At 71.9% G+C, this 25,287-nt stretch carries 21 protein-coding genes; 11 read left to right on the top strand and 10 right to left on the bottom strand.

The features are described from left to right. Positions 1–113 precede the first annotated feature (113 nt). Positions 114–851, top strand: coding sequence for a GntR family transcriptional regulator (locus FYW99_RS11740; protein WP_013154738.1), 738 nt, complete (start codon positions 114–116; stop codon positions 849–851). A gap of 42 nt (positions 852–893) precedes the next feature. Continuing rightward, a complete protein-coding gene (locus FYW99_RS11735) occupies positions 894–2,372 on the top strand; it encodes a PTS transporter subunit EIIC (protein WP_150252035.1) in 1,479 nt (492 codons plus the stop codon). A 16-nt stretch (positions 2,373–2,388) separates the two neighbouring features. Here FYW99_RS11735 and FYW99_RS31740 read toward each other — a convergent pair whose 3' ends face one another. Continuing rightward, positions 2,389–2,718: a MarR family winged helix-turn-helix transcriptional regulator gene (locus FYW99_RS31740; protein WP_190394640.1), complete on the bottom strand. Its 330-nt coding sequence runs from the start codon at positions 2,716–2,718 to the stop codon at positions 2,389–2,391. Here FYW99_RS31740 and FYW99_RS11730 point away from each other — a divergent pair. Continuing rightward, positions 2,665–3,429 carry an ABC transporter permease gene (locus tag FYW99_RS11730; protein ID WP_150252261.1) on the top strand — a complete coding sequence of 255 codons (765 nt, stop codon included), beginning with the start codon at positions 2,665–2,667 and terminating at the stop codon, positions 3,427–3,429. The genes FYW99_RS31740 and FYW99_RS11730 overlap by 54 nt on opposite strands. A gap of 67 nt (positions 3,430–3,496) precedes the next feature. Here FYW99_RS11730 and FYW99_RS11725 read toward each other — a convergent pair whose 3' ends face one another. Beyond that, positions 3,497–4,111, bottom strand: coding sequence for a LysE family translocator (locus tag FYW99_RS11725; RefSeq protein WP_223838933.1), 615 nt, complete (start codon positions 4,109–4,111; stop codon positions 3,497–3,499). A 112-nt stretch (positions 4,112–4,223) separates the two neighbouring features. Here FYW99_RS11725 and FYW99_RS11720 point away from each other — a divergent pair, with 112 nt between their 5' ends. Beyond that, complete coding sequence (locus tag FYW99_RS11720; protein WP_150252033.1) at positions 4,224–4,676, top strand: Lrp/AsnC family transcriptional regulator; 453 nt, start codon at positions 4,224–4,226, stop codon at positions 4,674–4,676. Between the two features lie 174 nt (positions 4,677–4,850). Here FYW99_RS11720 and secA read toward each other — a convergent pair whose 3' ends face one another. Further along, a complete protein-coding gene (gene secA, locus FYW99_RS11715; protein ID WP_150252032.1) occupies positions 4,851–7,694 on the bottom strand; it encodes a preprotein translocase subunit SecA in 2,844 nt (947 codons plus the stop codon). 457 nt (positions 7,695–8,151) lie between these two features. Here secA and FYW99_RS11710 point away from each other — a divergent pair, with 457 nt between their 5' ends. Then, positions 8,152–8,676 (top strand): hypothetical protein, encoded by a 525-nt coding sequence (locus FYW99_RS11710; protein ID WP_150252031.1) that lies wholly within the window; start codon positions 8,152–8,154, stop codon positions 8,674–8,676. A gap of 144 nt (positions 8,677–8,820) precedes the next feature. Here the strand turns inward: FYW99_RS11710 and hpf are convergent, their stop codons facing one another. The 6 genes from hpf to mtrA form a co-directional block, all read right to left on the bottom strand. Then, entirely contained in the window at positions 8,821–9,498 is a 678-nt protein-coding gene (gene hpf / locus FYW99_RS11705; protein ID WP_150252030.1) for a ribosome hibernation-promoting factor, HPF/YfiA family, read from the bottom strand. 742 nt (positions 9,499–10,240) lie between these two features. Beyond that, positions 10,241–11,011 (bottom strand): ComF family protein, encoded by a 771-nt coding sequence (locus FYW99_RS11700; protein WP_150252029.1) that lies wholly within the window; start codon positions 11,009–11,011, stop codon positions 10,241–10,243. A gap of 232 nt (positions 11,012–11,243) precedes the next feature. Beyond that, entirely contained in the window at positions 11,244–12,086 is an 843-nt protein-coding gene (locus FYW99_RS11695) for a maleylpyruvate isomerase family mycothiol-dependent enzyme (RefSeq protein ID WP_150252028.1), read from the bottom strand. Between the two features lie 87 nt (positions 12,087–12,173). Beyond that, complete coding sequence (locus FYW99_RS11690) at positions 12,174–14,048, bottom strand: LpqB family beta-propeller domain-containing protein (protein ID WP_150252027.1); 1,875 nt, start codon at positions 14,046–14,048, stop codon at positions 12,174–12,176. Then, positions 14,045–15,880: an MtrAB system histidine kinase MtrB gene (gene mtrB / locus FYW99_RS11685; protein ID WP_150252026.1), complete on the bottom strand. Its 1,836-nt coding sequence runs from the start codon at positions 15,878–15,880 to the stop codon at positions 14,045–14,047. Before mtrB ends, FYW99_RS11690 begins: the two co-directional genes overlap by 4 nt. Before the next feature lie 16 nt (positions 15,881–15,896). Further along, positions 15,897–16,574: an MtrAB system response regulator MtrA gene (gene mtrA, locus FYW99_RS11680; protein WP_013154750.1), complete on the bottom strand. Its 678-nt coding sequence runs from the start codon at positions 16,572–16,574 to the stop codon at positions 15,897–15,899. Positions 16,575–16,998: 424 nt separating this feature from the next. On the opposite strand from mtrA, the gene FYW99_RS11675 reads away from it, so the two are divergent. The 6 genes from FYW99_RS11675 (at position 16,999) to FYW99_RS11650 (ending at position 24,858) form a co-directional block, all read left to right on the top strand. Next, on the top strand, positions 16,999–18,552 hold the full coding sequence (locus FYW99_RS11675) for a glycerophosphoryl diester phosphodiesterase membrane domain-containing protein (RefSeq protein WP_150252025.1): 1,554 nt from the start codon (positions 16,999–17,001) through the stop codon (positions 18,550–18,552). Then, positions 18,549–19,172, top strand: coding sequence for a DUF4129 domain-containing protein (locus tag FYW99_RS11670; RefSeq protein ID WP_150252024.1), 624 nt, complete (start codon positions 18,549–18,551; stop codon positions 19,170–19,172). The genes FYW99_RS11675 and FYW99_RS11670 overlap by 4 nt, the downstream gene beginning before the upstream one ends. Continuing rightward, positions 19,169–20,383, top strand: a complete 1,215-nt coding sequence (locus FYW99_RS11665) for a DUF4350 domain-containing protein (RefSeq protein WP_150252023.1) — start codon at positions 19,169–19,171, stop codon at positions 20,381–20,383. The genes FYW99_RS11670 and FYW99_RS11665 overlap by 4 nt, the downstream gene beginning before the upstream one ends. 58 nt (positions 20,384–20,441) lie before the next feature. Beyond that, positions 20,442–21,425 carry an AAA family ATPase gene (locus tag FYW99_RS11660; RefSeq protein WP_150252022.1) on the top strand — a complete coding sequence of 328 codons (984 nt, stop codon included), beginning with the start codon at positions 20,442–20,444 and terminating at the stop codon, positions 21,423–21,425. Next, complete coding sequence (locus FYW99_RS11655; protein ID WP_150252021.1) at positions 21,425–22,729, top strand: DUF58 domain-containing protein; 1,305 nt, start codon at positions 21,425–21,427, stop codon at positions 22,727–22,729. The genes FYW99_RS11660 and FYW99_RS11655 overlap by 1 nt, the downstream gene beginning before the upstream one ends. Positions 22,730–22,794: 65 nt before the next feature. Then, positions 22,795–24,858, top strand: a complete 2,064-nt coding sequence (locus FYW99_RS11650) for a tetratricopeptide repeat protein (RefSeq protein ID WP_394350349.1) — start codon at positions 22,795–22,797, stop codon at positions 24,856–24,858. A gap of 125 nt (positions 24,859–24,983) precedes the next feature. On the opposite strand, the gene FYW99_RS11645 is transcribed toward FYW99_RS11650, so the two are convergent. Beyond that, on the bottom strand, positions 24,984–25,247 hold the full coding sequence (locus tag FYW99_RS11645) for a DUF397 domain-containing protein (RefSeq protein ID WP_150252019.1): 264 nt from the start codon (positions 25,245–25,247) through the stop codon (positions 24,984–24,986). Positions 25,248–25,287 lie beyond the last annotated feature (40 nt).

The following is a 25,287-nucleotide window of genomic DNA, read 5'->3' as shown; positions in this document are numbered from 1 at the left end:
CATGTCCGAATCGTCCCGGAAGTACCCGGGCCGGGTCCGCCGGACACGCACGGTCCGTCCGCGCTAAGGTCTGACGCCAACCCCGCCCGCCGACCGAGAAGGCCGCCCGCTCCATGTCGATCGACCCCAGCAACCCGCTGCCCAAGTACAGCCAACTGCGCGACCTGCTCCTGGACTGGATCACCGCGGCGGGGCTGGGCGTGGACGACATGATCCCCTCCGAGCGCGAGCTCAGCGCCACCTACGGGCTCTCGCGGATGACCGTCCGCCAGACCATCGACCTGTTGGTGGCCGAGGGGCGGCTGTACCGGGTCCCCGGCAAGGGGACCTTCATCGCCCGCCCCAAGATCGAGATGTCCCTGGTCCTGGCCTCCTTCAGCGAGGACATGCGCGCACGCGGCTTCGAGCCGGGCGCGCGCGAGCTGATCCGCCAGGTCATCCCGGCGAGCGGGCACACCGCGCGCATGCTCGACATCGCGCCGGGCACCCTGGTGCACCACATCGAGCGCATGCGCACCGCCGACGACGAGCCGATGGCCGTGGAACGCTCCAACATCCCCGCCGCCATGGTCCCGGGCCTGGAGGACTACGACCTCGCCGAACGCTCCCTCTACGAGGTGCTGGAAAACGAGTTCGACATCCTGTTGGATTCCGGGGAACAGACCATCGAGGCCGGGATCTGCGACTCGGCCGACTCCCGACTCCTCGGCCTGCCAGCTGGGAGCCCGGTGCTGGTGATGCAGCGCCGGAGCTTCGCCAACGGACAGTGCGTGGAACTGGCGCTGTCCACCTACCGAGCCGACCGCTACCAGCTGCACTCCCGGCTGGACCCCCGGCGGCACGGCGACTGAAGTCCCGCGCCCACGAGGCGCGTGTCCGAGGAAGGACCCCCCATGAGTTCGGACCAGACCCCGACACCGACCGCGTCGCAGCCCCCGGGCGGCGACGCGAGCCGGTCCAAGCGCGGATCGTCGACGCTCGCCGTCCTGCAAAGGCTCGGCCGCAGCCTGATGATGCCCATCGCGGTCCTGCCCGCCGCCGCGATCCTGCTCCGTCTGGGCCAGCCCGACCTGCTCGGCGCCGACGGCCTGGCCGGGCTTTCCGGGATGGGCTGGATGGAGCCGGTCGCGGGTGCCGTCGGCATGGCGGGCGACGCGGTCTTCCAGGCCCTGCCACTGCTGTTCGCGATCGGTGTGGCGATCGGGTTCGCCAAGCGCGCCGACGGTTCGACCGCCCTGGCCGCGGTCGTGGGCTACCTGGTGTTCGACCGGGTGGCCACCTGGACGATGGTGACCTTCGACGGCGCCACGGGCGACCTGGGGTCGCGGCTGACCACGTACCCGCTGGCGGTGGACCCGGTGACCCGCCAGCCCATCACGGATCCCGAGGCCGTCAACGCGGTCATGCCGGTGATCAACCACGCGGTGAAGAACCCGACCGACGTGCTCGGCGGCATCGCGGTGGGCCTGGTGGCGGCCCTGCTGTGGCAGCGCTACCACCGGATCAAGCTGCCGACCTGGCTGGGCTTCTTCGGCGGCCGCAGGTTCGTGCCGATCGTGACGGCGCTGGCCGGTCTGCTGATGGGCGTGGCGCTTGGCCTCATCTGGCCGGTCGTGGGCGGATGGATCCAGGACCTGGGTGAGGGCATCATCGGCGCGGGCGCGGTGGGCGCCGGAGCCTACGGGGTGATCAACCGCCTGCTGCTGCCGCTGGGCCTGCACCACGTGGTGAACTCGTTCATCTGGTTCGTGTCGGGCACCTACACCGCGCCCGACGGCGCCGTGACGCACGGCGAGATCACCCGTTACTTCGCCGGCGACCCCGACGCCGGCGGTCTGCTGTCCGGGTTCTTCCCGGTGCTGATGTTCGGCCTGCCCGGTGCGGCTCTGGCGATGTGGCTGGCCACGCCCAAGGCCCGGCGGACGCAGATCGGCTCGATCATGATCCCCGCGGCGCTGACCGCGTTCGTCACGGGCATCACCGAGCCGGTGGAGTTCGCGTTCATCTTCGTGGCTCCGGCGCTGTTCGCGGTGCACGTGGTGCTGACCGGCATCTCGATGGCGGTGATGAACGCGCTGGACACCCAGTTGGGCTTCGGGTTCTCGGCGGGGCTGATCGACATGCTGTTGAACGCCACCAAGGACAACACCCAGGGGCTGGGGTTGATCCTGTTGCTGGGCCTGGTGTACTTCGCGGCCTACTTCGGAATCTTCTACCTGCTCATCACCCGCCTCAACCTGCCCACGCCGGGCCGGGAGCAGGACCCGGACGACCCGGGCGAGACCGTGCGGGTGCACACCGGGACCAACACGGGCGAGGACCCGCCGGAGTCCGGAGGTTCGTCGAAGGGCGAGGCGGGCTCCTCCTGCTGACCCGTCCGGGTTCCGCTCAGTCGGATGCCTCCTCGGGGCGCCCCGCAAGGGGCGCCCCTTCGTGCGTGGCGGCGTCCCTGAGCAGGGTGAGCATGCGGTGGAGCTCCACCCGGTCCCCTGAGCGGAGAGGGAGGAGAAGTTCCTCAGCGAGCTGGTTCTGCGCCTCGTGCAGTCGACGCATCCGGGCCCGGCTGTCAGCCGTGAGCCGCAGCAGGGTGGCGCGCCGGTCCTCGGGGTCGGGTTCCCGGGCGATGAGCCCCTCGCGTTCGACCGCGCACCTGTCCACGGGGCGCTGCGAGGGACCATCACCGACACACTCGTACTGACCGAGCGAAGTCTGCGGCACGTCCCCCGTATCCCGGAGCAGCTCGTTTTCGCGACGGTCAACCCGATCATCTTCGTGCTGCTGTTCCGGTACGTGTTCGGGGGCGCGATCCTCACCCCCGACATGGCCTACACCGACTTCCTCATGGCTGGCATCCTCGTGCAGACCGTCGCGTTCGGAGCGGTCAACTCCGGCGTCGGCCTGGCCGAGGACATGAAGCGGGGGCTGGTCGACCGGTTCCGTTCTCTGCCGATGGCGCCCTCGGCGGTGCTCAGCGGCCGGATCCTGGCCGACGTGGTGCGCAACTCGCTGGTCATCCTGGTCGGCGTACTGATCGGACTCGTGGTCGGCTTCCGGCCCACGGCGGGGGTGGCGGGCTGGATCGGAGCCATCGCCCTGCTGCTCCTGGTCAGCCTCGCCTTCTCCTGGATCTCCTCGCTCATAGGGCTGCTGGTCCGCAACGCCGAGGGGGTCCAGTCGGCCAACTACGTCTGGCTGCTCCCCCTGACCTTCGCCAGCAGCGCCTTCGTCCCCACCGAGTCCATGCCCACCGGCCTGAGGGTGTTCGCCGAGTACCAGCCGATCACCGTGGTCGTCGACGCCGTCCGCGGCTTCCTCCTGGAACAGCCGCTGGAGTGGCGCGGATGGGGAGCGTTCGCCTGGTGCCTCGTCATCGTGGCGATCTGCGCGCCGATCGCGGTCCGGGGGTTCCACCGCCGCGCCACGCGTTAGGGGCCCGGTCGCCCGGGTGCTGGGCGCCGGTGCCCGTTACTCGGCCTCTGGCTGCGCCCGTCGATGCCTAGAGGAAGCGGCCCGCCGCCAGGCCCACGCCGATGACGATCATCGCCGCACCGGAGAAACGGCTGACGGCGCGCGCGGCGGCGGGGCGCGTCCCCAGCACCGTGCGGGCGAGCGCGCCCACACACAGGTAGACCGCCCCGCAGCTGACCGTGTGCACCAGGCCGAGGGTCCCGATCTGCGCGGCCATCGGCCATCCGCCCTCCGGATCGGTGAACTGCGGCAGCAGGGCGAGGAACAGCAGCAGGGCCTTGGGGTTGAGGCCGCTGACGCCGGTACCGGTCAGCACGCGCGAACTCCGGGAGGAGGGCACCGCGGTGCCGCCCGCTCCGGGCACCGCGGGACGGGCCAGGGTGACCGCTCCGAGCCACACCAGGTAGGCGGCGCCCGCGACGGTCAGGCCGGTGAGCACGGCCGGTGTGCTGGCCACGAGCGCCGCGACCCCGCCTGCCACGACCCCGGTGAGGGCGACGTAGCCCAGCAGCAGCCCGGACACCGCGGGGAGCACCGAGCTGTCCCTCAGCCCGGCGGAGATGGTGTACGCCCAGTCCGCCCCCGGCACCAGGATCAGCAGGACGGACACCGTCCAGAACGCCGCGACCGAAGCCGGTTCCACGGACACCCCTCTCCTCGAAATACCTGTTCAGAGGGGAAGAGTAGCCATAAAACGCCCGAAAATAGTTCCACTTCTTACGGCGGAAACGGCTACTGGTGGAAGAATCTTCTCCATGGACAACGTTGACCGGAAGATTCTTGCGGAGCTCCAGGAGGACGGCCGCCTGAGCATCACCGAACTGGCCCACCGCGTCGGACTCAGCGTCTCCCCGTGCCACCGCAGACTGCGCGAACTCGAACGCGCCGGGGTGATCAGCGGATACCGCGCGGTCGTGGACGCCGAGGCGGTGGGACTGGGCTTCCAGGCGCTGGTCTTCGTCACCATGCGCCAGGAGGACCGGGACACCGTCGCGGCCTTCGAGCGGGCGGTCGAGGACATCCCCCAGGTCGTCCAGGCCGAGCGCCTGTTCGGAGACCCCGACTACCTGCTGCGCGTGGTCAGCGCCGACCTGGCCGCCTTCCGCGTGCTCTACGACGAGGCGCTGGCCACGCTGCCCGGCGTCCAGCACCTGAGCTCGACGCTGGTGATGAAGCACGTCGTCCGGGAGCGGCCCCTGCCCGCCTGAGCCCGGCCCCGTGTCCGGGCGGCGGGACCGCCGCCCGGACACGGGGCCGGAGAGAAACGCGCGCGGGCGCGGCTCCCTCGGGGGGCCGTCCCCCCGGGGGGGGGGGGGGGGGGGGGGGGGCGCCCCCCCCCCGCCCGCGTTTCTCTCCGGCTCTCGCCGGGGCCTACTGTCCGCCTACTTGGCTGCCGGGTCGCCGTGGCACTTCTTGTACTTCTTGCCGGAGCCGCAGGGGCAGGGCGCGTTGCGCGCCGTGCCGGAGTACTCGTCGGCCGTCTCGCTGTGGCGCTCGACGGTGCCGTCCTCGCTCGGCGCGGAGTACTGGAGCCGGTTGGGCTGGCCCTCGCCGAAGCCGGGGACGACCACGTCCTCGGCGGGCTCGGCCTCCTCCACCGGAGAGGCGGCGTCCTCGACCTCCTCGTCCTCCTCCACCGCGGTCGCGACGGCTGTCGCGCTGGCGGAGCCGCCGACGGCCGCGGCGGTCTTGGCCGCGGCGGCGGTGGTGAGGGCGGGCTCCTCCTTCTTGCGGACCTGCACCTCGACGTTGAAGAGGTAGCCGACGGACTCCTCCTTGATGGCCTCCAGCATCTGCTGGAACATGTCGAATCCCTCGCGCTGGAACTCGATCAGCGGGTTGCGCTGCGCCATGGCACGCAACCCGATGCCCTCCTGGAGGTAGTCCATCTCGTAGAGGTGCTCACGCCACTTGCGGTCCATGACCTGGAGGATGACCCGGCGCTCGACCTCGCGCATGGCCTCCTCGCCCAGCTCGGCCTCGCGGGCCTCGTAGGCGCTGTTGGCGTCCTCCACCACGCGGTCCGCGATCACCTCGGTGGTCAGCGTGTGCAGGTCGCCGTTCTCCTCGATGAACTCGTCGACCGTGACGCTGATCGGGTAGACCTGCTTGAACGCCCGCCAGAGCTTGTCGAGGTCCCAGTCGCTGGGGTCGCCGCCCGCGGTCTCCTCCACGACGTAGCCGCGCAGGACCTCCTCCAGCATGCTGACGACCTGGTCGCGCAGGTCCTGGCCCTCCAGGACCTTGCGGCGCTCGGCGTAGATGACCTTGCGCTGGCGGTTGAGGACCTCGTCGTACTTGAGGACGTTCTTGCGGATCTCGAAGTTCTGCGTCTCGACCTGGCCCTGCGCGGAGGCGATCGCCTTGCTGACCATGCCGGACTCGATGGGCTGGTCGTCCGGGATGTTCAGCTGGTTCATGAACGCCTCCAGGCGGCTGCTGTTGAACAGGCGCAGCAGGTCGTCCTGGAGTGACAGGTAGAAGCGGGAGATACCGGGGTCGCCCTGGCGGCCGGAGCGTCCGCGGAGCTGGTTGTCGATGCGCCGCGACTCGTGGCGCTCGGTGCCGAGCACGTACAGACCGCCGGCCTCGACGACCTTCTCGTGCTCCTCCTCGTAGTCGGCCTTGGCCTTCTCCAGCGCCTCGGGCCAGGCGGCCTCGTACTCCTCGGGGGTCTCCAGCGGGCTCAGGCCGCGGCCCTGGAGCTCCTCGTCGGCGAGGAAGTCGGGGTTGCCGCCCAGCATGATGTCGGTACCGCGACCGGCCATGTTGGTGGCGACGGTGACCGCGCCGAGCTTGCCCGCGCGGGCGATGATGGCGGCCTCACGGGCGTGGTTCTTGGCGTTGAGGACCTCGTGGGACACGCCCTCGCGCTTGAGCATCCGGGACAGCAGTTCGGACTTCTCGACGCTGGTGGTACCGACCAGGACGGGCTGTCCGGCCTCGTTCCGCTCGGCGATGTCCTCGGCGAGCGCCTGGAACTTGGCGTCCTCGTGCTTGTAGACGACGTCCTTGACGTCGTCGCGGATCATCGGCTTGTTGGTGGGGATGGGCACCACGCCGACGTTGTAGGTCTGGGTGAACTCCGCCGCCTCGGTCTGGGCGGTACCGGTCATACCGGCGAGCTTCTCGTAGAGGCGGAAGTAGTTCTGGAGGGTGACCTTGGCGAGAGTCTGGTTCTCGTCCTTGATCTTGACGCGCTCCTTGGCCTCGATGGCCTGGTGCATGCCCTCGTTGTAGCGGCGGCCCGCCAGGACGCGGCCGGTGAACTCGTCGACGATGAGGACCTCACCGTCCTTGACGATGTACTCCTTGTCCCGCTTGTACAGCTCCTTGGCCTTGAGCGAGTTGTTGAGGAAACTGATGAGCGGGGTGTTGACGGCCTCGTAGAGGTTGTCGATGCCCAGCCAGTCCTCGACCTTGGCCACGCCGGACTCGGTGATGCCGACGGTGCGCTTCTTCTCGTCGACCTCGTAGTCCTCCTCGCGCTTGAGGCGCGGGGCGATCTTGGCGAACTCGGCGTACCAGCGGGAGTTCTGCTCCGAGGGACCGCTGATGATCAGCGGGGTGCGGGCCTCGTCGATGAGGATGGAGTCGACCTCGTCGACCAGGGCGAAGTAGTGCTCGCGCTGGACGGTGTCCTTGAGCGAGAGCGCCATGTTGTCGCGCAGGTAGTCGAAGCCGAACTCGTTGTTCGTACCGTAGGTGATGTCGGCCTGGTAGGCGCTGCGGCGGTCCGCCGCGGTCATCTGCGGTCCGACGACGCCGACCTCGAGGCCGAGGAAGTGGTAGATGCGGCCCATGTTCTGGGCGTCGCGCTTGGCCAGGTAGTCGTTGGTCGTGATGACGTGGACGCCCTTGCCCGCGAGCGCGTTGAGGTAGACCGCGAGGGTGCCGGTCAGGGTCTTGCCCTCACCGGTCTTCATCTCGGCGATGTTGCCGAGGTGCAGCGCTGCGCCGCCCATGATCTGGACGTCGAAGTGGCGCTGGCCCAGGGTGCGCTTGGCCGCCTCCCGGACGGTGGCGAAGGCCTCGGGGAGCAGGTCGTCCAGGGACTCCCCGTCCTCGTAGCGCTCCTTGTACTCGCCGGTGAGGTCGCGCAGCTCCTCGTCGGTGAGGTCGACGTAGTCTTCCTCGAGCGAGTTGACCTGGTCCTTCAGTTTGTTGAGTCGGCGCAGGATCTTTCCCTCACCCGCGCGCAGGAGCTTGTCGAGTATCCCTGGCACTTCCTATGCGCTCCTCGCAGATCGCGGTTGGCTCCACCCACGTGGAGTTCAGATCTAGGCCCGCTGACCGCTTTCCCGTGGCCGCGGAGGACGGCGGGGGTTCCTGGGCCCTCGGCCCTACATCCTAGAGGACACGAACCCTACGCCCACCCTCTCAGGTGGAGCGGTCCGCCCGCACGTTTCCCTGTGCGCAACGAAGAAAACCAACCGATATGTTCCCGCATGTCACAGACCTGACAGAGGAGCCGGAAGGTTTTTCGCGACGCCCCGATACCAGGGGGGACCGGGTACCGGCGCGGACGGGGCGCCGGTCGCGTACGCCGACCACCTTCCCACTCTTCCCGCGTGGGCGCCGATGGCTCCCGGCTTTCGTGGGTAGGCACGTCATAGGAGGTCGCACCGCGGTCGAACGGCCGCGGGCGGACTGGACGCGAACGTGTTCCCAGGGGGGATCACCATGCGAACGAACCGAGACAAGAAGGATCGCGGGACCCGGGACGACGGGGGCCGCGAGGCGAGGAACCTGTCGGCCCCCTCCCCTCGTTCTCCCGACGACGCGGCCAAGGAGGTCGTCGGGGAGTCGCCCGTCCTGCGGCGCGACCCGGTGGCCGACGACCCCGCCCTGGCCTGGGAGAAGGAGCATCCCGACGGCAACAGCCGCTTCGGACGCATCCGTGGTTTTCAGAACCAGGGCGGCAGCCTGGCCCCGAGCAACAGCCATCGCGGGCGCGTGTCGTCGTGGGCGGCGGTCCTGCTCGCGTGCGCCGGGTTCGTCGTGGGCGGGATCGGCGTCGCCATGGGGATGTCCGTGGTCCTGCTGGTGATCGCCGCGGTCCTGCTGGTGGCGGCGGCCGTCGTGGCCCTGGTCTTCGACCTGATGAGCGACGTCGTCCTCGACACGCCCCGGGCGGAGGCCGAGGAGCCGCACGACACCCCGCTGCACCGGATCAAGCAGGAAGAGGCCGAGCACCGGCCGGAGTAGGCGGGAGCCCGCGGCCCGACCGACCGGGGACGAAAGCTGGGCGTCGGACCGGGTACGGGGGGAGCGCGCACCGCCGCGGCGGGTCCGAGCGGACCCGCCGCGGCTTCGTGTGCGGGGGGATCCGTCGAGGGCGGTCGCGGACGTCTAGTCGACCAGTCGGAGGACGCCGTAGTTGAAGCCCTTGCGCCGGTAGACGACGCTCGGGGCGTCCTTGACCTCGTCGTGGAAGAGGTAGAAGTCGTGGCCCACGAGTTCCATCTCCATGAGCGCCTGGTCGATGCTCATGGGCTTGGCCCTGTGGAACTTCTCCCGGACGACGACGGGAACCTCTCCCTGGGTGTCGAGCTCGACGAACTCGTCGGAGAACCTCCCGTCCACCTCCGTGCCGTTGACGTCCTCCTCGCCGCCGCGCCGCTGGACGGGGGGAGCCTGCGTCGCGGTTGCGGTGGTGGACGAGGGCAGGTCTCCGGGAAGGCCGGCGGTGGCTGCCGAGACGGAGACGGGAGCGTGGTTGCCCCGGTGGACCTTGCGCCGGTCCGCGGACTTGCGCAGGCGGGCCTCGATCTTGTCGAGGGCGAGGTCGAGGGCGCCGTACCGGTCCGAGGCGGCGGCCTCGCTGCGAATGACCGGACCGTTGGTCCGGATGGTCAGCTCAACCCGCTCGCAGACGTCGGCGAGCTTGGGGTTGCGCTCTGTGGACACCTCCACGTCGATGGTCATGCCCTTCTTCTCCCACTTGGAGAGCCTGTCGAGCTTGCTGTCGACGTGCTGACGGAACTTCTCACTCACACCGGTGCGTCGACCCTTGACGATGATGTCCATAGGACCCCCTTCATCGCGTGGCCGTCAGAAGACGACGGCCAGGCTGGCTCTGCGTCCCTTCCGCCAGCAGGGGGGCGGAAGGGGTGTCGCTCGCTAGCCCCCTTCCGCTGGTGCCCCTGTCCTGTAGGGGGCACGGCTCGGTTGGAGATGCGTATACCCACCTGCGGGGGCCTCATCACGCGCCCCGCGGACACGATTGGTGAGAACCACCGTGATGGAGGAAAGGATTACTGGGGCGGGTGGGACAGCGCGCCCTTCAAGAACCCACGGGTTGTCCGGGACCGCGGCGGAACGGGCACGGTGATGACACGAGGGGATCGCCGCCGGGGGTTCGCCGTTGGCGAACCCCCGGACGATGGGATGCCACCCGTCCGGCCGACCTGGTCTTCGTCCCCACATCCGCCTGCTGAGAGTGTCGCCGCTCTTGTCCGCGACTACTGCTCTTCTCCCTGTCATGAGGGACATCTGGACCCTCCGCGGGGCAGGGCTTACCTCTAAGGCGCACCGTGATCGGTCGACGAAAAGTCGCCTTACGTGGGCCGTTTCGCCTGCGCCTGGCATCGGCTTGCCGGAGTGGCGCCCCGGTGTTCCCGGGAGCTCAGAGTCTCCGACGCAACCACGGACCCGGACGGGTGCCATACCGTGACCGTAACCTGTCCTGGCGAGGATGTCAGGTAGCGGCCACCCTCCCAACTCATCGGCAAGTGCCTCAAAGCCCTTCGTACATGGACTTTTCACCTGTTCACGAGGATTCGTAAAACCTTCTTGCACCGTCCGCCTCCTCCCCGTTCGAAGGACCGCCGACAACGCCGGGCAGACGTTCGAGGAGGACCACCGCGCCCGCCACGGGGATCCCGCGTGCCCGCAGGGCGCGGGTCGCCTCGGCCACCGTGGCGCCCGTGGTGAGGACGTCGTCCACCACGACCGCGACTCCCCCGACCCCCGTGCCGGGCACCGAGGCGGGAAGCCGGGGAAGCGGGCGGTCCGCGACGAGGGTGTCCGCCCGGTTGGCCAGGCGCTCGGCCCGTCCCAGACCGGCCTGGCGCCGGGGACGGCTCCGGTAGCGCAGCAGGGGCGTCACCCTCCCCGCGCCCGCTCCGCCCGCCTCCGCCAGGCAGGCGCGTGCCAGCCGGGTGACCGGCGCCCGGGGGTCCCCCGGCGGGCCGCGCCCGGGGACGGGGACGAGCAGGGTGTCCGGACGGGCCAGACCGGACGCGGTGTAGGCGGCGGTCAGCCACCCGCCCAGGGGCGCGGCCAGGGCGTCCGCACCGCCCTCCTTGTAGGTGAGCAGCACCCGGCGGTGGCGTCCGGCGTAGGGACCGGCCGCCCAGACGGGCGGGCAGCCCGGCCTGGGCGCGCACCGGTGGGGACGGCGCCGCAGCGCGGTGAGGCAGTCCGCGCACAGCGGCCCCGAGGGGCCCGCGCACGCCGCGCAGGACTGCGGCAGGAGCAGGTCGAGCAGCGCGCCGAGTATCCACCTCAGCACGCCCGTGGGGTGTGTCCGATCGTCCATACCTCGAGGGTCAGCGCCCGAACCGGCATCCGCCAGCCCCTTCCCGAACCTGTGGACAACGTCGGACCCGTGGACGACGCGCTCGGAGGCCTCCCCGCCCCTCACCGACTCCGGTTCCGGTCCGGGCAACGCTGTCCCTGCGCCGTGGTCCGGGCCTCGCTGTCCCGGCGCCGCTGCACCGGCTCCGAGGAGGGCCGGTCCGCGCAGCCGCCCGCTGGGCCGGTCCGCGCGGTCAGCGGATGATCGACACGATCCGGCAGCAGGCCCGGGCCAGGGCGGGGTCGCCCGAGAGCTCACCCCTCTCCTCGGCCTCCTCGGGTTCGATCCCCCGCACGCACAGCCGCCAGGCGGTCTCGAAGTCCCACCGCACGGCCGCCGCGGGCGCACCGGAGCCGCCCGCTCCGGCCGTGGCCAGAGACCAGCCGGTCCCGGTGCGGGTGACGGTCCACTCCCCGCCGTCCGGGCCGTCCACGGCCACGCTCACCCGCGTTCCCGTCCGCGCCGGGGTGTCGCGCAGGGTGTGCGGCAGCGCACGCATGAAGGTGTCCAGCACCAGGGAGCCCGCGGGCCCGGGGTCGGTGGCCCGTCCGGCCGCGTGCCGGATCTGCTGCCGGTGGGCCCAGTTCTCGGTGAGTTCGCGGGCGCAGTCCAGCCAGACCGGCGCCGGGTCGGCGCCCGCCCAGGAGACGGCGACACCCGGGGCGTGCGGGTCCACCGAGCGCCAGAGTCCCGCCAGCTCGCGTCCGGTCATCTCCAGCGTCTGGACCAGCGCCTGCGGGCTGATCCTGGCGGTGGCCCGCACCCACTCCCGGTTGTTGCGGTGGACGAACGCCGCCAGCGGCTCCCCGGGCGCCGGTGCCGGGGCCGCCCGGTAGCGGTCGCGCATCCCCGCGATGCGCCAGTAGTCGTCGCCGAGCAGGTGGGCGGCCACGTCGCGCGCGCTCCACCCGGTCACGGCCTCGGCCTGCCACTCGTCGGGGGTGAGGCCGCGCAGGAGCGCGAGCAGGTCCTCCCGCTCACCGGCGAAGTGGGGGCGTGCGTCGATCGGGGTGCCCAGCCGCGTCAGGTCGTCCATGGCACCACCCTTCCAGGCCCCCGCGCCGGGCGCATCCCGGTTTCGTCCCGGGAAGGCGACCGGGGTCCGGCCGCCTTCCCGGGCTCCTCAGCCCGGGAAGGCGGGTGAGCCGCCCTCCACGACGCTCTGCCAGTTGAGCGGGTCGCTGGACACCCAGATGTTGCCGTCGTCGGAACCGGCCACCAGGGGCTGGCCAGGGGCGCCTGAGACGGTCACCATGCTCGCGACGGGGGTCCCGGCGCTGGCGGGCGGCGTGCCGCCGTCCAGCGACACCAGGAGGGCCTGGCTCGTACCGCCCTCGCGGGTGCCGAGCACGACCAGCTGGTCGCCCGAGCGCCAGGAGATGTCGGTGACGTCCTCCAGCTCGCGGGCCAGGGTCACGAACGACTCCACGGAGACCTGCCCGTCGGCGTCCTCCACCACGCGGCCCACCTGGAGCGAGCGGCGCCCGTCCACCTCGGTCACCACCGCGGCGCGGGTGCCGTCACGGGAGATCTGGAACTGCACCAGCGGCCTCTCGCGCAGGTCGGACACGTCCACGCGGACCACCTCGTGGCCCTCGCGCAGCAGCCACAGGTCCGTCGGGCCCGGGGACGGCGGCGGGCCGTTGAGGTTCGGGCTCTCGGCGTCGGAGTCCTCCCGCGCCTCCTCGCCGTCCTCCCCGTCCTCCTCGCGGACCTCCTCGACCACCCACAGGTCGCCGTTGACGTCCCAGGACAGCTCGGTGAAGACCCCGTCGGCCAGGACCTCCCGGACGGCGGCGCCCGGGGTGGCCTCGCTCGTGACGACCTCGCGGCCGCCCGTGGTGACCCCGGCGATGGTCTGCTCGTCCAGCGACACCGCGAACCTCTCCAGGGGGACCTCACCGGACCCCAGGGGGCCGGGTACCGGCTCACTGTTGCCGAAGGTGTCGGTGTCCCAGTCCGAGGCCGACCACAGCTGGCCCTCGTGGGAGTAGTAGACGTGGACGCCGGGCGAGGTCGCGCCGGGGCTGACCTCCGACCAGTAGGCGCTGCCCGGCCGCGGCCGGTCGGCGCTCTCGCCCTCGGCTCCGGGGAAGTCCACCTCCGTGCCGTTCACCCGCAGCGTGAACTCCTGGATCTCCGGCAGCTGGCGCAGGGTCCAGGCGATCTGGGCGCCCATGCCGAACTCGTCGGCCTGCCCGGGGACGGTCACGCTGACGGTCACCCGGGCCTCGTCCACCTCCACCTCGGGATCGGCCCCCTCGGGGAAGGAGGAGTGCACGGAGGGGTCCAGCCAGGCGCTGGGGCCCTCGACGAGCCTGTGCAGCAGGCGCTTGGTGAGCTCGTCGTTGCTGACCGGCAGGTAGACCGGGTCCGGGACCAGGGCGTTCTCGTCCGGGTTGAAGTAGTACAGGTTGAACGGGCGGTGGGTGCGCTCCACGTCGAGCTGGCTGAGGATGAGCTCGTCGGGCAGGCTCTGGATGCGCCACTCGCCCTCGGGGTCGCCGTCCTCCCTGGCCAGGACGAAGGTCTCGTCGAGCAGGCGGCCGGAGTCTCCGGAGACGTACCTGCCGTCCTCGTCGATCGTGGCCACCAGTGAGCTGCGCATCCGCACGGTGGCGGTGATCCCGTCGCCGCTGATCTCGGTGTCGAGGTCGACGGTGTCGTGGCCGGGGAAGACCTTGACCGTCCCGTCCGGGCTCCACGACTCGTCCGTACTCGACAGCATGAAGCTGCGAGCGGCCTCGTAGTCCTGCTCGAAGCTGCCCATGTCCTTGAGGAAGTCGCTGACCAGGCCCTCCGGGGCCACGCCCTCCTGGGGTCCGGCGGGCAGCAGGCGCACGTAGCCGCCGTAGGGGTCGCCCTCGGACTCGTTGCCGTCGCTGGCCACGACCGGGCCGGTGGTGGGAACGGTCGCGCAGGCGGCCATGGACACGGCCGCCACGGCCGCGGCCATGCAGGCGCGCGCGGCGCGGCCGAACCGGTGCGGTGTCCTCACAGCTTCTCCTCGCCCTCGCGCTGCTCGGCGCGGGCGGCCGCCGCGCCCTCCTCCGTGGCGTCCGCGCCGTTCCTGGCGGGAACCCTCTCGGCGCGGACGGCGCCGTTGCCGTTCTCACTCCTGTCGGTCCTGTCGGACTTGTCGGTGAACGCGGCGTAGGTGCGGCCCAGCGCGAACTCCGGCGGCACCAGCGGCAGGGGGGAGCCGCGCAGCTCGCTGCCGGAGCGGCGCGGCAGGGACAGGCGGAACTGGGAGCCCTGGCCGGGCTGGCCCCACGCCTGGAGCCAGCCGCCGTGCAGGGTGGCGTCCTCCTTCGCGATGGAGAGCCCGAGTCCGGTGCCGCCGGTGGTGCGCACCCGGGCCGGGTCGGCACGCCAGAAGCGGTCGAAGCACAGGTGCTCCTCCCCCTCCTTGAGGCCCACCCCGTAGTCGCGTACGGCCACGGCGACCGCGTCGCGGTCGCAGGCGGCGGTGACCACCACGTCGCGGCCCTCGCTGTGCTCGATGGCGTTGACCACCAGGTTGCGCAGGATGCGGTTGATGCGGCGGCCGTCGTACTCGGCGGTGCAGGGCTCGGTGGGCAGGCGCAGCACGACCTTGATGCCGCGCCGCTCGGCGATCTGCTCGGCGTCACCGACGGCCTTCATCACGGCGTCGCGGATGTCGAGCGACTCGGTGCCCAGGGTGGCGGCACCGGCGTCGTGGCGGCTGATCTCCAGCAGGTCGGAGAGCAGTTCCTCGAACCGCTCCACCTGGCTCTGCAACAGCTCCACCGAGCGGCGCATGGTGGGGTCGAGTTCCTCGCGCTCGTCGAAGAGCACGTCCCCGGCCATCTTGATGGTGGTCAGGGGGGTGCGCAGCTCGTGGGAGACGTCGGAGACGAACTGGCGCTGGAGCTTGGACAGCTCCTCCAGCTCCTGGATCTTCTCCTGGAGGTTGCCCGCCATGTCGTTGAAGGACAGGGCCAGTCGGGCGAGGTCGTCCTCGCCGTGGACGGCCATGCGCTCGGTGAGGACGCCCGAGGAGAGGCGTTCGGCGGACTGGGCGGCCGAGCGGACCGGGCTGACCACCTGCCGGGTGATGACGAAGGCGATCAGGCCCAGGAGGATGACCAGCAGCACGCCCACCAGGCCGACCGTGCCCTGGACGAGGTCGAGGATCTGCTGCTCGTGCTGGAGCGGGAAGATGTAGTACAGCTCGTAGGCGTGCGTGAGCTGCGCGCCGACCACCAGCGCGGGCTCCTCGCCCCGGTCGGTGGTGATGCGCGTGTACGTGTGGTACTGCTGCTCGTCCACCTCGGACTCGTGGACCTGGTTGATGAGCCGCTGCGGGACGCTGCCCTCGCCGGTGGCCCAGCCGACCTCGCCGCCCACCGAGGGCAGGATGACCACGCTGTACAGCCCGGTGTCGCCGCTGCGGCTGGTGAGCTCGTTGGCGAGGTTGTACATGAGCCGGTTGCGGTCGCCCGACTCGTTCTCCTGGAGCTCGGCCGACGCGTAGTTGAGCCCGGCGCGGTGGTCGGTGACGGCCGTGGAGATCTTGGCGTCGAGCAGACCGCCGCGCACCTGCGAGATGAGCACGTATCCCAGGCCCACCATCACCACCAGGGACAGCACCAGGGTGGTGGAGATGACCCGCAGGTGCAGCGAGCGGCGCCAGTTGCTGTGGACGCCGCGCACCAGGGCGCGGGCGGCGCGCTGGGCCAGCGCGTAGGAGCGGGTGAGCCCCGTGCCGCCGTCGCGCCGGCGCCCTCCGGTCGCGGGCGGCCCGGAGGGCGGGATCTGCGTGTCGGAGGCGGTCCCCCGCTCCTCCTCTGGTGTGGCTGCGGTCATGTGCGGCTCGGGGGGATCAGGCGGTTCCGGCCTTGTAGCCGACGCCGCGGACGGTCACGACGACCTCGGGGTGCTCCGGGTCCTTCTCGATCTTGGCGCGCAGGCGCTGCACGTGGACGTTGACCAGGCGGGTGTCGGCGGCGTGCCGGTAGCCCCAGACCTGCTCCAGCAGCACCTCACGGGTGAAGACCTGGCGCGGCTTGCGGGCCAGGGCGACCAGGAGGTCGAACTCCAGCGGGGTGAGGCTGATCTGCTCGCCGTCGCGGCGCACGGCGTGCCCGGCGACGTCGATGGTGATGTCCCCGATCTGGAGCACCTCGGGCGCGGGCTCCTCGGTGCGGCGCAGGCGCACGCGGACGCGGGCCACGAGCTCCTTGGGCTTGAAGGGCTTGACGATGTAGTCGTCGGCGCCCGACTCCAGCCCGAGGACGATGTCGATGGTGTCGCTCTTGGCGGTGAGCATCACGATGGGCACGCCGGACTCGGCGCGGATCTGACGGCAGACGTCGATCCCGTCGGCGCCGGGGAGCATCAGGTCGAGGAGAACCAGGTCGGGCTTGGTCTCACGGAAGGCCTCCAGGGCCTTGTCCCCGTCATGCACGAACGAGGGCTCGAACCCCTCGCCACGCAGAACGATGCCCAGCATCTCAGCGAGGGCGAGGTCGTCGTCGACAACCAGTACACGTCCCTTCATCGGTGCGTCCGGCGCCGGGCGTCGGACCCGCGCGAAAGCGGGTACGGCGGCGCCTACTCCTCTCTCTGGAAACACTCAAGCGGCATAAACGTTCGGTGCGCCCCGAGACGCAAGAAACTGCTTCGTCCTCCCCCCACCTTGCCACCTTCGGGCGGGATCGGGAGAGTGGTCGGTGTTTTTCGGTCCGTGGGAACCGTTTCGGCCTGCGGCGCGTCGACCCTGGTGACCTGGCACGCGAACCTTCGCGACTTGGCCTGTTGGTAACAGAAAGCATACAAAAGGAATGAAGTGGGTCGGTTGCGTCCGCATACGCCCGAACATCGCGGGCAGCGGTGGAACCGGCGGGTAGGTTGGTTTCCCAGAGGCCGAAAACCGCGGAAGCGTGCTCGCGCAGCGTAACCGAACCCCATGGAGGGCGGGGCAGATGACCCAGGAGGACGACCACCGGGACACGTCGGGGAACCCCCCGGACGGACCGGACGGCGGCGGGGCTTCCGAGGCCGCTCCCCCGCCCGCGTCCGGCGCTTGGGCCGCCCCGGGTCAGGAGGGTCCGCCCTCCGCCCCCTCCACGCCCCCCGGTGGGCAGCCGGGCTCCGCGCCCGCCGGACAGGCGCCCCAGGGACAGCCGGGCTTCGCCCCTCCCGAGCAGACGCCCGGATACGGCCGACAGGGGTCCGATGCCGGGCAGGCGCCCCCCGGGCAGCAGCCCGGGTACGACCAGTACGGCTGGCACGCCTCCGGCCAGCAGCCGCCCCGGGGCGGCGGGTACGGCCAGCAGCCCGCGTACGGACAGCAGCCGGGTCACGGACCGTACGGACACGGCCAGCAGGCGCAGTGGCAGCAGTACGGATACGGACAGCAGCCGGGCTACGGACAGTACGGTCAGCAGCCCGGTTACGGACAGCCCGGATACGGAGCACCGGCCGGATACGGCCAACAGCTCCCGTACGGGCAGCCGCGCGCGCTCAAGCCCGGTGTGGTCGCGCTGCGGCCGATGACGCTCGGGGACATCCTCAACGGCGCGTTCAGCCTCATCCGCAACAACCCCAAGACCACCGTCGGGCTCGCGCTGATCGTCATGGCGGTCGCGAGCATCATCAGCTCGGTCGGCGTCAGCGGCTACATGTCCGACTACGGGGCCTTCGTCGACCAGGTGATGTCCGACCCCGCGTCGGTCGACCCCAACGACCCGTTCCCGTTCAGCGGCTGGTCCCTCGCCGCCGCGTACGGCGGCGGTCTGCTGACCCAGGCCGGGATCATCCTGGTCACCGGTCTTCTCACGGCTGTGGTCGGCATGGCCGTCCTGGGCCACAAGCTCAGCCCGCGGCAGGCCTGGGACGCCGTGAAGGGCCGGATCTGGGGCGTCGTCGGCCTGGCGGTCCTGAAGCTGCTGTACCTCTTCATCGCCTCCTTCGTCATCATGCTGGTGGTGGTCCTCGGCCTGGTCCTGGGCGTCTTCGTGGGTGTCTCGGGCGATCAGGCCGTCGGGGTCGTCATCGCCGTCGCCGCGGTGCTGCTGGGACTCGGCGCCACCGCGCTGGCCACCTGGATCTACATCCGCATCTACTTCGCCATGCCGATCGTGGTGCTCGAACGCCTCGGCGTGGGCGCGGCCCTCGCCCGTTCCTGGCGCCTGAACCGGGGCAGGTGGTGGCGGACCTTCGGCATCTCACTGCTGGCCTTCGTCCTGATGTTCTTCGTGAGCGGCCTGCTGAGCACGCCCTTCAGCCTCCTCTCGGTGATCCCCACCTTCGTCGCCCCCGGTGAGACCTGGGCCGCGGTCGTGGCGGGCGCCGTCATCTACGTGGGCAACGTCGTGGTCTACGCGCTCACCGCGCCCTTCACCGTGGGCGTGGCCACCCTGCTCTACGTGGACGCGCGGATGCGCGGCGAGGGCCTGGACCTGAAGCTGCACAACGCGGCCCAGGCGGGCTACGAGGCGGGCCCGGAGATCTACCTGCCGGAGCCGCGGACGTGAGGGCACCCGCCGCCGGGGAGGTGACCCGTGAAGAGGGGCAGCGGCGCGCCGTCGAGGAGCTGAGCGACCCCCTGTACGGGGAACAGGAGCCCTCCCTGTGGGACCGCTTCCTCTCCTGGCTGGAAGAACTCCTCGCGGGTCTGGTCTCCGACGCGCCGGGCGTCCTCAGCGGCTGGACGATCCTGGGACCGCTGCTGGTGGTCGTCGCGGTCCTGGTGGTCTGGCTGGTCCTCTGGCTGCGCCCGACCCGGAGCCGTCGCACGGGCGCGCCCGTGCACGAGGGCGCTCCGATGTCGGCGACCGACCACCGGGCCGCCGCCGACCGGCACGAGAGCGCCGGTGAGTTCGCCGCCGCCGTCACGGAGAGGCTGAGGGCCGTCAGCGTGGACCTTGAGGAGCGGGCGATCATCACGCCGCGCGCGGGGCGCACCGCGACCGAGCTGGCCGCGGAGGCCTCCGCCGTGCTGACCGCGGAGGCCGAGGGGCTGAGCGAGGGCGCGCGGGTCTTCAACGACGTGGCCTACGGCGACCGCCCGGCGACCGCCGACTCCGCGCGCCTCCTGCGCGAGCTGGACACGCGGCTCAGGGCCGCCCGGCCCGCCGGGGGGGCGAGCCGATGACGGCCACCGCTTCCCCCGCCGCTCCCCCGCGCGGCACCGGCCGCGCGCCGTCACGGGAGGGATCGCGCGCCCTGCGGGTGTGGCGCTCGGTCCGGGTCCCGGCCGCCGTGGTGACCGCGCTCGTCACGGTCTCGGTGCTGCTGTCGCTGGGCAGCGAGCAGTTCCCCACCGGCCACCTGGAGCCCGGTTCCATCGCCCCGGACGGCACGCGGGCCCTGGTGAACGTGCTGGAGCAGGACCGCGACGTGCACGTGGTGCGCTCCTCCTCCGCCGCCGAGGAGGCCGTGGCCGACGCCGGGGACGACGCCGTGCTCGCGGTCTTCCTGGACCACAGGCTGCTCCCCGAGGAGCTGGAGTCCCTGGCCGCGCTCGACGTGGACACCGTCCTGGTGCAACCGTCCACGCAGTCCCTGGAGGCGTTCGCCCCCGGGGTGACGATGACCGGCCGGGAGGAGCCCGAGGGGTTCCCCACGCCGGAGACCCCCTACGCCCCCGAGTGCGGGCTGTCGGCCGCCGAGGCCGCGGGCGAGGCCTACGTCGCCGGTGAGCTGTACACGGCCGGGTCCGGCACGGACGCCGTGGGCTGCTACCCGGGCGGGAGCGGCGACGCCCTGGTCCAGGTGGGACGGGGCGGGGCCACCACGACCGTACTGGGCACCGGCAGGCCGCTGACCAACACCGCGCTCTCCGCCGGAGGCAACGCCGCCCTGGCGATGAACCTCCTGGCCGCCGAGGACGTGGTGTGGCTGCGTCCCGACCCGCCCCAGCAGGAGGGCGGCTCCGGCCTGTGGCAGCTGCTGCCGCTGGGCCTGCGCTGGTCCCTGGTCCCGCTGGTGGCCGCGCTGGCACTGCTCGCCCTGTGGCGGGGGCGCCGGATGGGCGCCCTGGTTCCCGAGTCGCTGCCCGTGGTCGTACGCGCCTCCGAGACCACCGAGGGACGTGCGGGACTGTACCGGTCGCGCAGGGCCCGGGACCGGGCCGCGGCCGCGCTGCGGTCGGGGTTCCTTGACCGGGTCGCACCCAAGCTCGGGCTGGGCGCGGACGCCGCGCCCGACGCGGTCGTGGCGGCGGTCGCCTCACGGACCGGCGACGACCCCGCCCACCTGAGGGCACTGCTCTACCCCGAGCCCCCCGACCCGTACGCGGGCGACGACGACATGCTGGTCAGGCTCGCCGACGAACTCGACGAGCGCGCCCGGAGGCTCCGGTGACCCTGAGCCGCGGGGACCAGCGACCGACCACTGAGGTATCGAGAGAGGTAGACGGCACGTGAGCGCCTTCACACCCGAGGCACTGCCATCAGCCGACGAGGCGCGCGCGGCCCTGGTCGCCCTGCGCCGCGAGGTGGCCAAGGCGGTCGTGGGCCAGGACGAGACGGTGACCGCGATGGTCGTGGCGCTGCTGTGCCGCGGCCACGTGCTGATAGAGGGTGTGCCCGGCGTCGCCAAGACGCTGCTGGTGCGCACCCTCGCGGCGGCGCTGTCCCTGGACCACAAGCGGGTGCAGTTCACCCCGGACCTGATGCCGGGCGACGTGACGGGCTCGCTGGTCTACGACCAGCACACCGCGAAGTTCGAGTTCATGGAGGGGCCGGTCTTCACCAACCTGCTGCTCGCGGACGAGATCAACCGGACCCCGCCCAAGACCCAGGCGTCGCTGCTGGAGGCGATGGAGGAGCGCCAGGTGACCGTGGAGGGCAGGCCGTCCGCGCTGCCCGACCCGTTCATGGTGGCCGCCACCCAGAACCCGGTGGAGTACGAGGGCACCTACCCGCTGCCCGAGGCCCAGCTGGACCGGTTCCTGCTCAAGGTGACCGTCCCGCTGCCCGAGCGGGCGGCCGAGGTGGAGATGCTGGGCCGCCACGCGGCCGGTTTCGACCCGGGCGACCTGGTCGCGGCCGGGGTGACCGCGGTGGCGGGCGCGGCGGAGCTGCGCGCGGCCCGGCAGGCCGTGGAGGGGGTGCGGGTGGCGCCCGAGGTGCTGGGCTACATCGTGGACCTGTGCCGGGCCACCCGGCAGTCGCCGTCGCTCCAGCTGGGCGCGTCCCCGCGCGGCGCCACGGCGCTGCTGCGCACCAGCCGGGCGTGGTCGTGGCTGTCGGGCCGCGACTACGTCACCCCCGACGACGTGAAGGCGCTGGCCAAGGGCACACTGCGGCACAGGATCGCGCTGCGCCCCGAGGCCGAGCTGGAGGGGGCGACCACCGACGGAATCCTGGACGGTGTGCTCGCCTCCGTCCCGGTGCCGCGCTGATGGTGGTCACCGGCCGGGCGGTGCTGCTGGCGCTGGCGGCCACGGTCGCGGTGGCGCTGTCCGGTCTGATCGGCGCCGCGGCCGCGGCCGCGGCCCTGGGCGTGCTGGCGGTGCTGCTCGCCCTGGACGTCGTGCTGGCGGCGAGCCCCAAGGCGGTGCTGCTGTCCCGGGAGGGAGACACGTCGCTGCGCCTGGGCGACTCGGCGACGGTGTACGTGACCGTCGCCAACCCCACGCGGCGGGGGCTGCGGGGGTCGGTGCGCGACGCCTGGCCGCCGAGCGCGCACGCCGCGCCGCGCAGCCAGCCGCTGCGCGTGCCCTCCGGGGAGCGGCGCCGGGTGAGGACCGTCCTGACCCCGACGCGGCGCGGCGACGCCCGGGCCGCGGGTGTGACCGTGCGCAGCCTGGGGCCGCTGGGACTGGCTGGCAGGCAGCGTACGCTGCCCGCGCCGTGGACCGTGCGTACGCTGCCGCCCTTCCACAGCAGGCGCCACCTGCCGGGCAAGCTGTCCCGGCTGCGCGAGCTGGAGGGCCAGCACACGGCGATGGTGCGCGGGCAGGGCAGCGAGTTCGACTCCCTGCGCGACTACGTGCCCGGCGACGACGTGCGGTCCATCGACTGGCGGGCCACGGCCCGAGGCGACGGCGTGGTGGTGCGCACGTGGCGGCCCGAGAGGGACCGGCGCATCCTCATCGTGCTGGACACCGGGCGCACGTCGGCGGGTCGGGTGGAAGACACCCCGCGCCTGGACCACGCCATGGACGCGGCGCTGCTGCTGGCGGCGCTGGCGGGCAGGGCGGGCGACCGGGTGGACTTCCTGGCCTACGACCGGCGCACGCGCGCGCAGGTGCGCTCGTCGGGCAAGGGCGGACAGCAGGTGGGCCGGATCGTGGAGGCCATGGCGCCGCTGGAGGCGGAGCTGGTGGAGTCCGACCCGGCGGGCCTGGTGGGGACCGTCCTGGGCACCCAGGGACGGGCCCGGCGGCTGGTGGTGCTGCTGACCGACCTGAACGCGGCGTCGCTGGAGGCAGGGCTGCTGCCGAGGCTGCCCGTGCTCACCTCCCGGCACCTGCTGCTGGTCGCCGCGGTCAACGACCCGGCGGTGGAGCTGATGGCCGCCGAGCGGGGCAGCGCGGACGCGCTGTACCGGGCGGCCGCGGCCGAGCGGACGCTGGGCGAGCGGCGCCGGGTGACCGCCGAGCTGCGCCGCATGGGGGTGGAGGTGGTCGACGCCGACCCCGAGCACATCGCTCCTGCGCTGGCGGACGCCTACATCAACCTCAAGGCCCAGGGCAGGCTGTAGGGCCGGGCCCCCTCCGTCACCGTCCGGGTGCCGCCCCTCCCCGGGGCGGCGCCCGGGCGTGCAGTATGGAGGGTATGACCTCTCCCCCCGGGGCCCACGGCAACGCCTCCTCCGGTGCCGTCCACGGCCAGCTGCTCCAGGTGCGCGACATCCACGGCGGCGTGACCCTCCAGGCGCCCGCTCCCGCTCCGCCGCAGCTCGCCGACGTGTCCCTTGACCCGCCGCGGCTGGCGACGGCCGTACGGGGACGTGAGGGGCTCCTGGAATCCCTGGGCGGAGCGATGGAGGCCGGTGCGCCGGTTCCGCACGTGCTGACCGGGCCCGGCGGGTTCGGCAAGACCACGGTGGCGGCTGAGCTGGCCGAGCGGGCGCGGCGCGACGGGTGGACGGTGTTCTGGGTTCGGCCCGGGAGCGTGGCTGCGAGCATGGTCGAGGCCGCCGTGGAGGTGGGCGGTTCCCGGCAGGAGGCCGAGCAGGTGAAGGGGGCGCGGCGCCAGGCGGCCCGGTGGGTGTGGCGGCACCTGGACGCGGCGGCGCGGCCGTGGCTGCTGGTGATCGACAACGCCGACCGGCCCGAGGAGCTGGACCCGGAGAACCGGCCCGGGGACCAGCTGGGGTGGATGCGGGCGAGCCCGGGCGGGTTCGTGCTGGTGACCAGCCGGGTGGACGACCCCGCGCAGTGGGCGCCCGCGCGGGTGCACCGGATCGGGGAGCTGGAGGGGCCGGCGGCCTCCGAGGCCCTGGCCGACCACGCGGGGGCGGGCGGTGCGGCCGGGCTCGCGGGCGCGGAGGAGCTGGCCCGCCGTTTGGGCGGGGTGCCGCTGGCGCTGGCGCTGGCCGGTCGGATCCTGGCCACGCACCGGGTGCTGTTCCCGGACGCGCACGCGCTGCTGACGCGGCTCGACGAGGGCGTCGGGGCCCTGGACGAGCTGGCGGCGCCCTTCATCACCGGTGGCGACGTCGAGCGCGGGCTGCTGTCGGGGGTGTGGGAGCTGTCCCTGCGCCTGGTGGAGGAGCGCGAGCCCAAGGCCGTGCCGCTGCTGAGGTTGCTGTCGGTCTTCGGCGGGGAGGGCCGGGAGGTCCCCCTGCGTCGGCTACCCGTGTCCAGGATGAGTGGTGATCCCCTCGGTTTCCTGGACGAGGCGGAGCTGGCGCGCGCCGTGAACTCCCTCGTCGTGCAGGGCCTGGTCACGGTGGTGACAGCCCACGAGGAGACCGCGCTGCGCCTCCACCCGCTGGTTTCGGAGACGGTACGCGCCGGGTTCACCACCTCCGAGCTTCCCCTGTTGGAGGAGGCGGAGGAGCTGCTCACCTGGCAACAGGATCACGACCCCCTGGTCGAGCTGACCGCCTACAGCAACCTTTTGGCGTTGCGCGCACAGCTCCGCCCGGTCGACCTGCCGACGATCAACGCCAACGCTGAGTCCTTCGTGCGATCGCTCATGGAGAACTCCGCACAGATCAATCGCAGGCTCATCCACCTGGGGCTCATGGAGTGGGCCTACGACCAGGCCACGCGACTGTGGAGCATCGCTGAGGAGAACTACGGTCCCACGCATCGACTCACGCTCAGAGCGAGGCACCACCGCGCCGAGGCCCAGATGAACCAGGGGCTCGTCGACGAGGCTGAGACCGAGTACCGTGCTCTGTTCGAGCTCAGCGAACTCCACCACGGCCCCGACCACGAGAACACCCTGGACGCGCGCTTCCAACTCGCCCTCATAGCGATCAGACGTGAGGAGTGGGGCACCGCGACGGAGGAGTTCCGTGCCGTGCTCGACGCCTGGCGCCGCGTATCCGGACCAGAGGACGCCAGGGCCCTGGCCGCGTGGGAGAACCTGGCCTATGCCGTGATGCGCAAGGGGGACCCGGTCAGCGCCGGACAGGAGTTCCGCGAGGTACGGCTGATCCGGGCGCGCACCATGGGAGAACGACATCCGTTGACCGCCCAGGCCGACTACTACCTGGGCCGCGCTGCCTTCGAGAGCGGTGATCTCAACGCCGCCCAGAGCTGGTTCGAGGCCTGCCTGAAGGTACGTGACCAGGCTCTGGGCAGGGACCATCCCGACACCGAACGAACCCGGGAGTGGCGGGACCGGGCCGCACGGGGCGAGCAGCCGGAGCACTGACGGGCCCGCGTTTTCCACAGGCAGCGACACAGGCCGCCATCGACGGCTCCCCCGGCTTACTGTGGAAACAAGGGGTCCTACGCGGCCGCCGACCTCATGCTGCCCCGGAGGCCGTCCCGGAGCGGTCAGTCCACCGCCGCACCCAGCGAACGGACCAGGGCGGACCATTCTCCCCGACTGACCGCCAGGCTCCCGGCCCGGGGCGCCAAGGAGTCACGCACCCGCACGGAGTTCCCCGTGTGTTCGAACGCCACCTCCACGCAGTGGTGGCTCTCCGCGGAGCTGTGGCTGCTCTTGAACCAGCCCGGGCGGGCGAAGGCAACCTCCAGGCACGCGCCCTCGAAACTGCTGTGGGAGCTCTTGAACCAGTGGGAGGTGTCGGTCTCCATAACCCGGATGATGCCACGGAAAAGCGCCGGGCGGGATGAA

Origin of the sequence: Nocardiopsis deserti (assembly GCF_008638355.1) — a bacterium.
GTDB lineage: Bacteria > Actinomycetota > Actinomycetes > Streptosporangiales > Streptosporangiaceae > Nocardiopsis > Nocardiopsis alborubida.
Note: the sequence above shows the minus strand (reverse complement) of the source record. Positions and strands in the feature narration are given on the sequence as shown.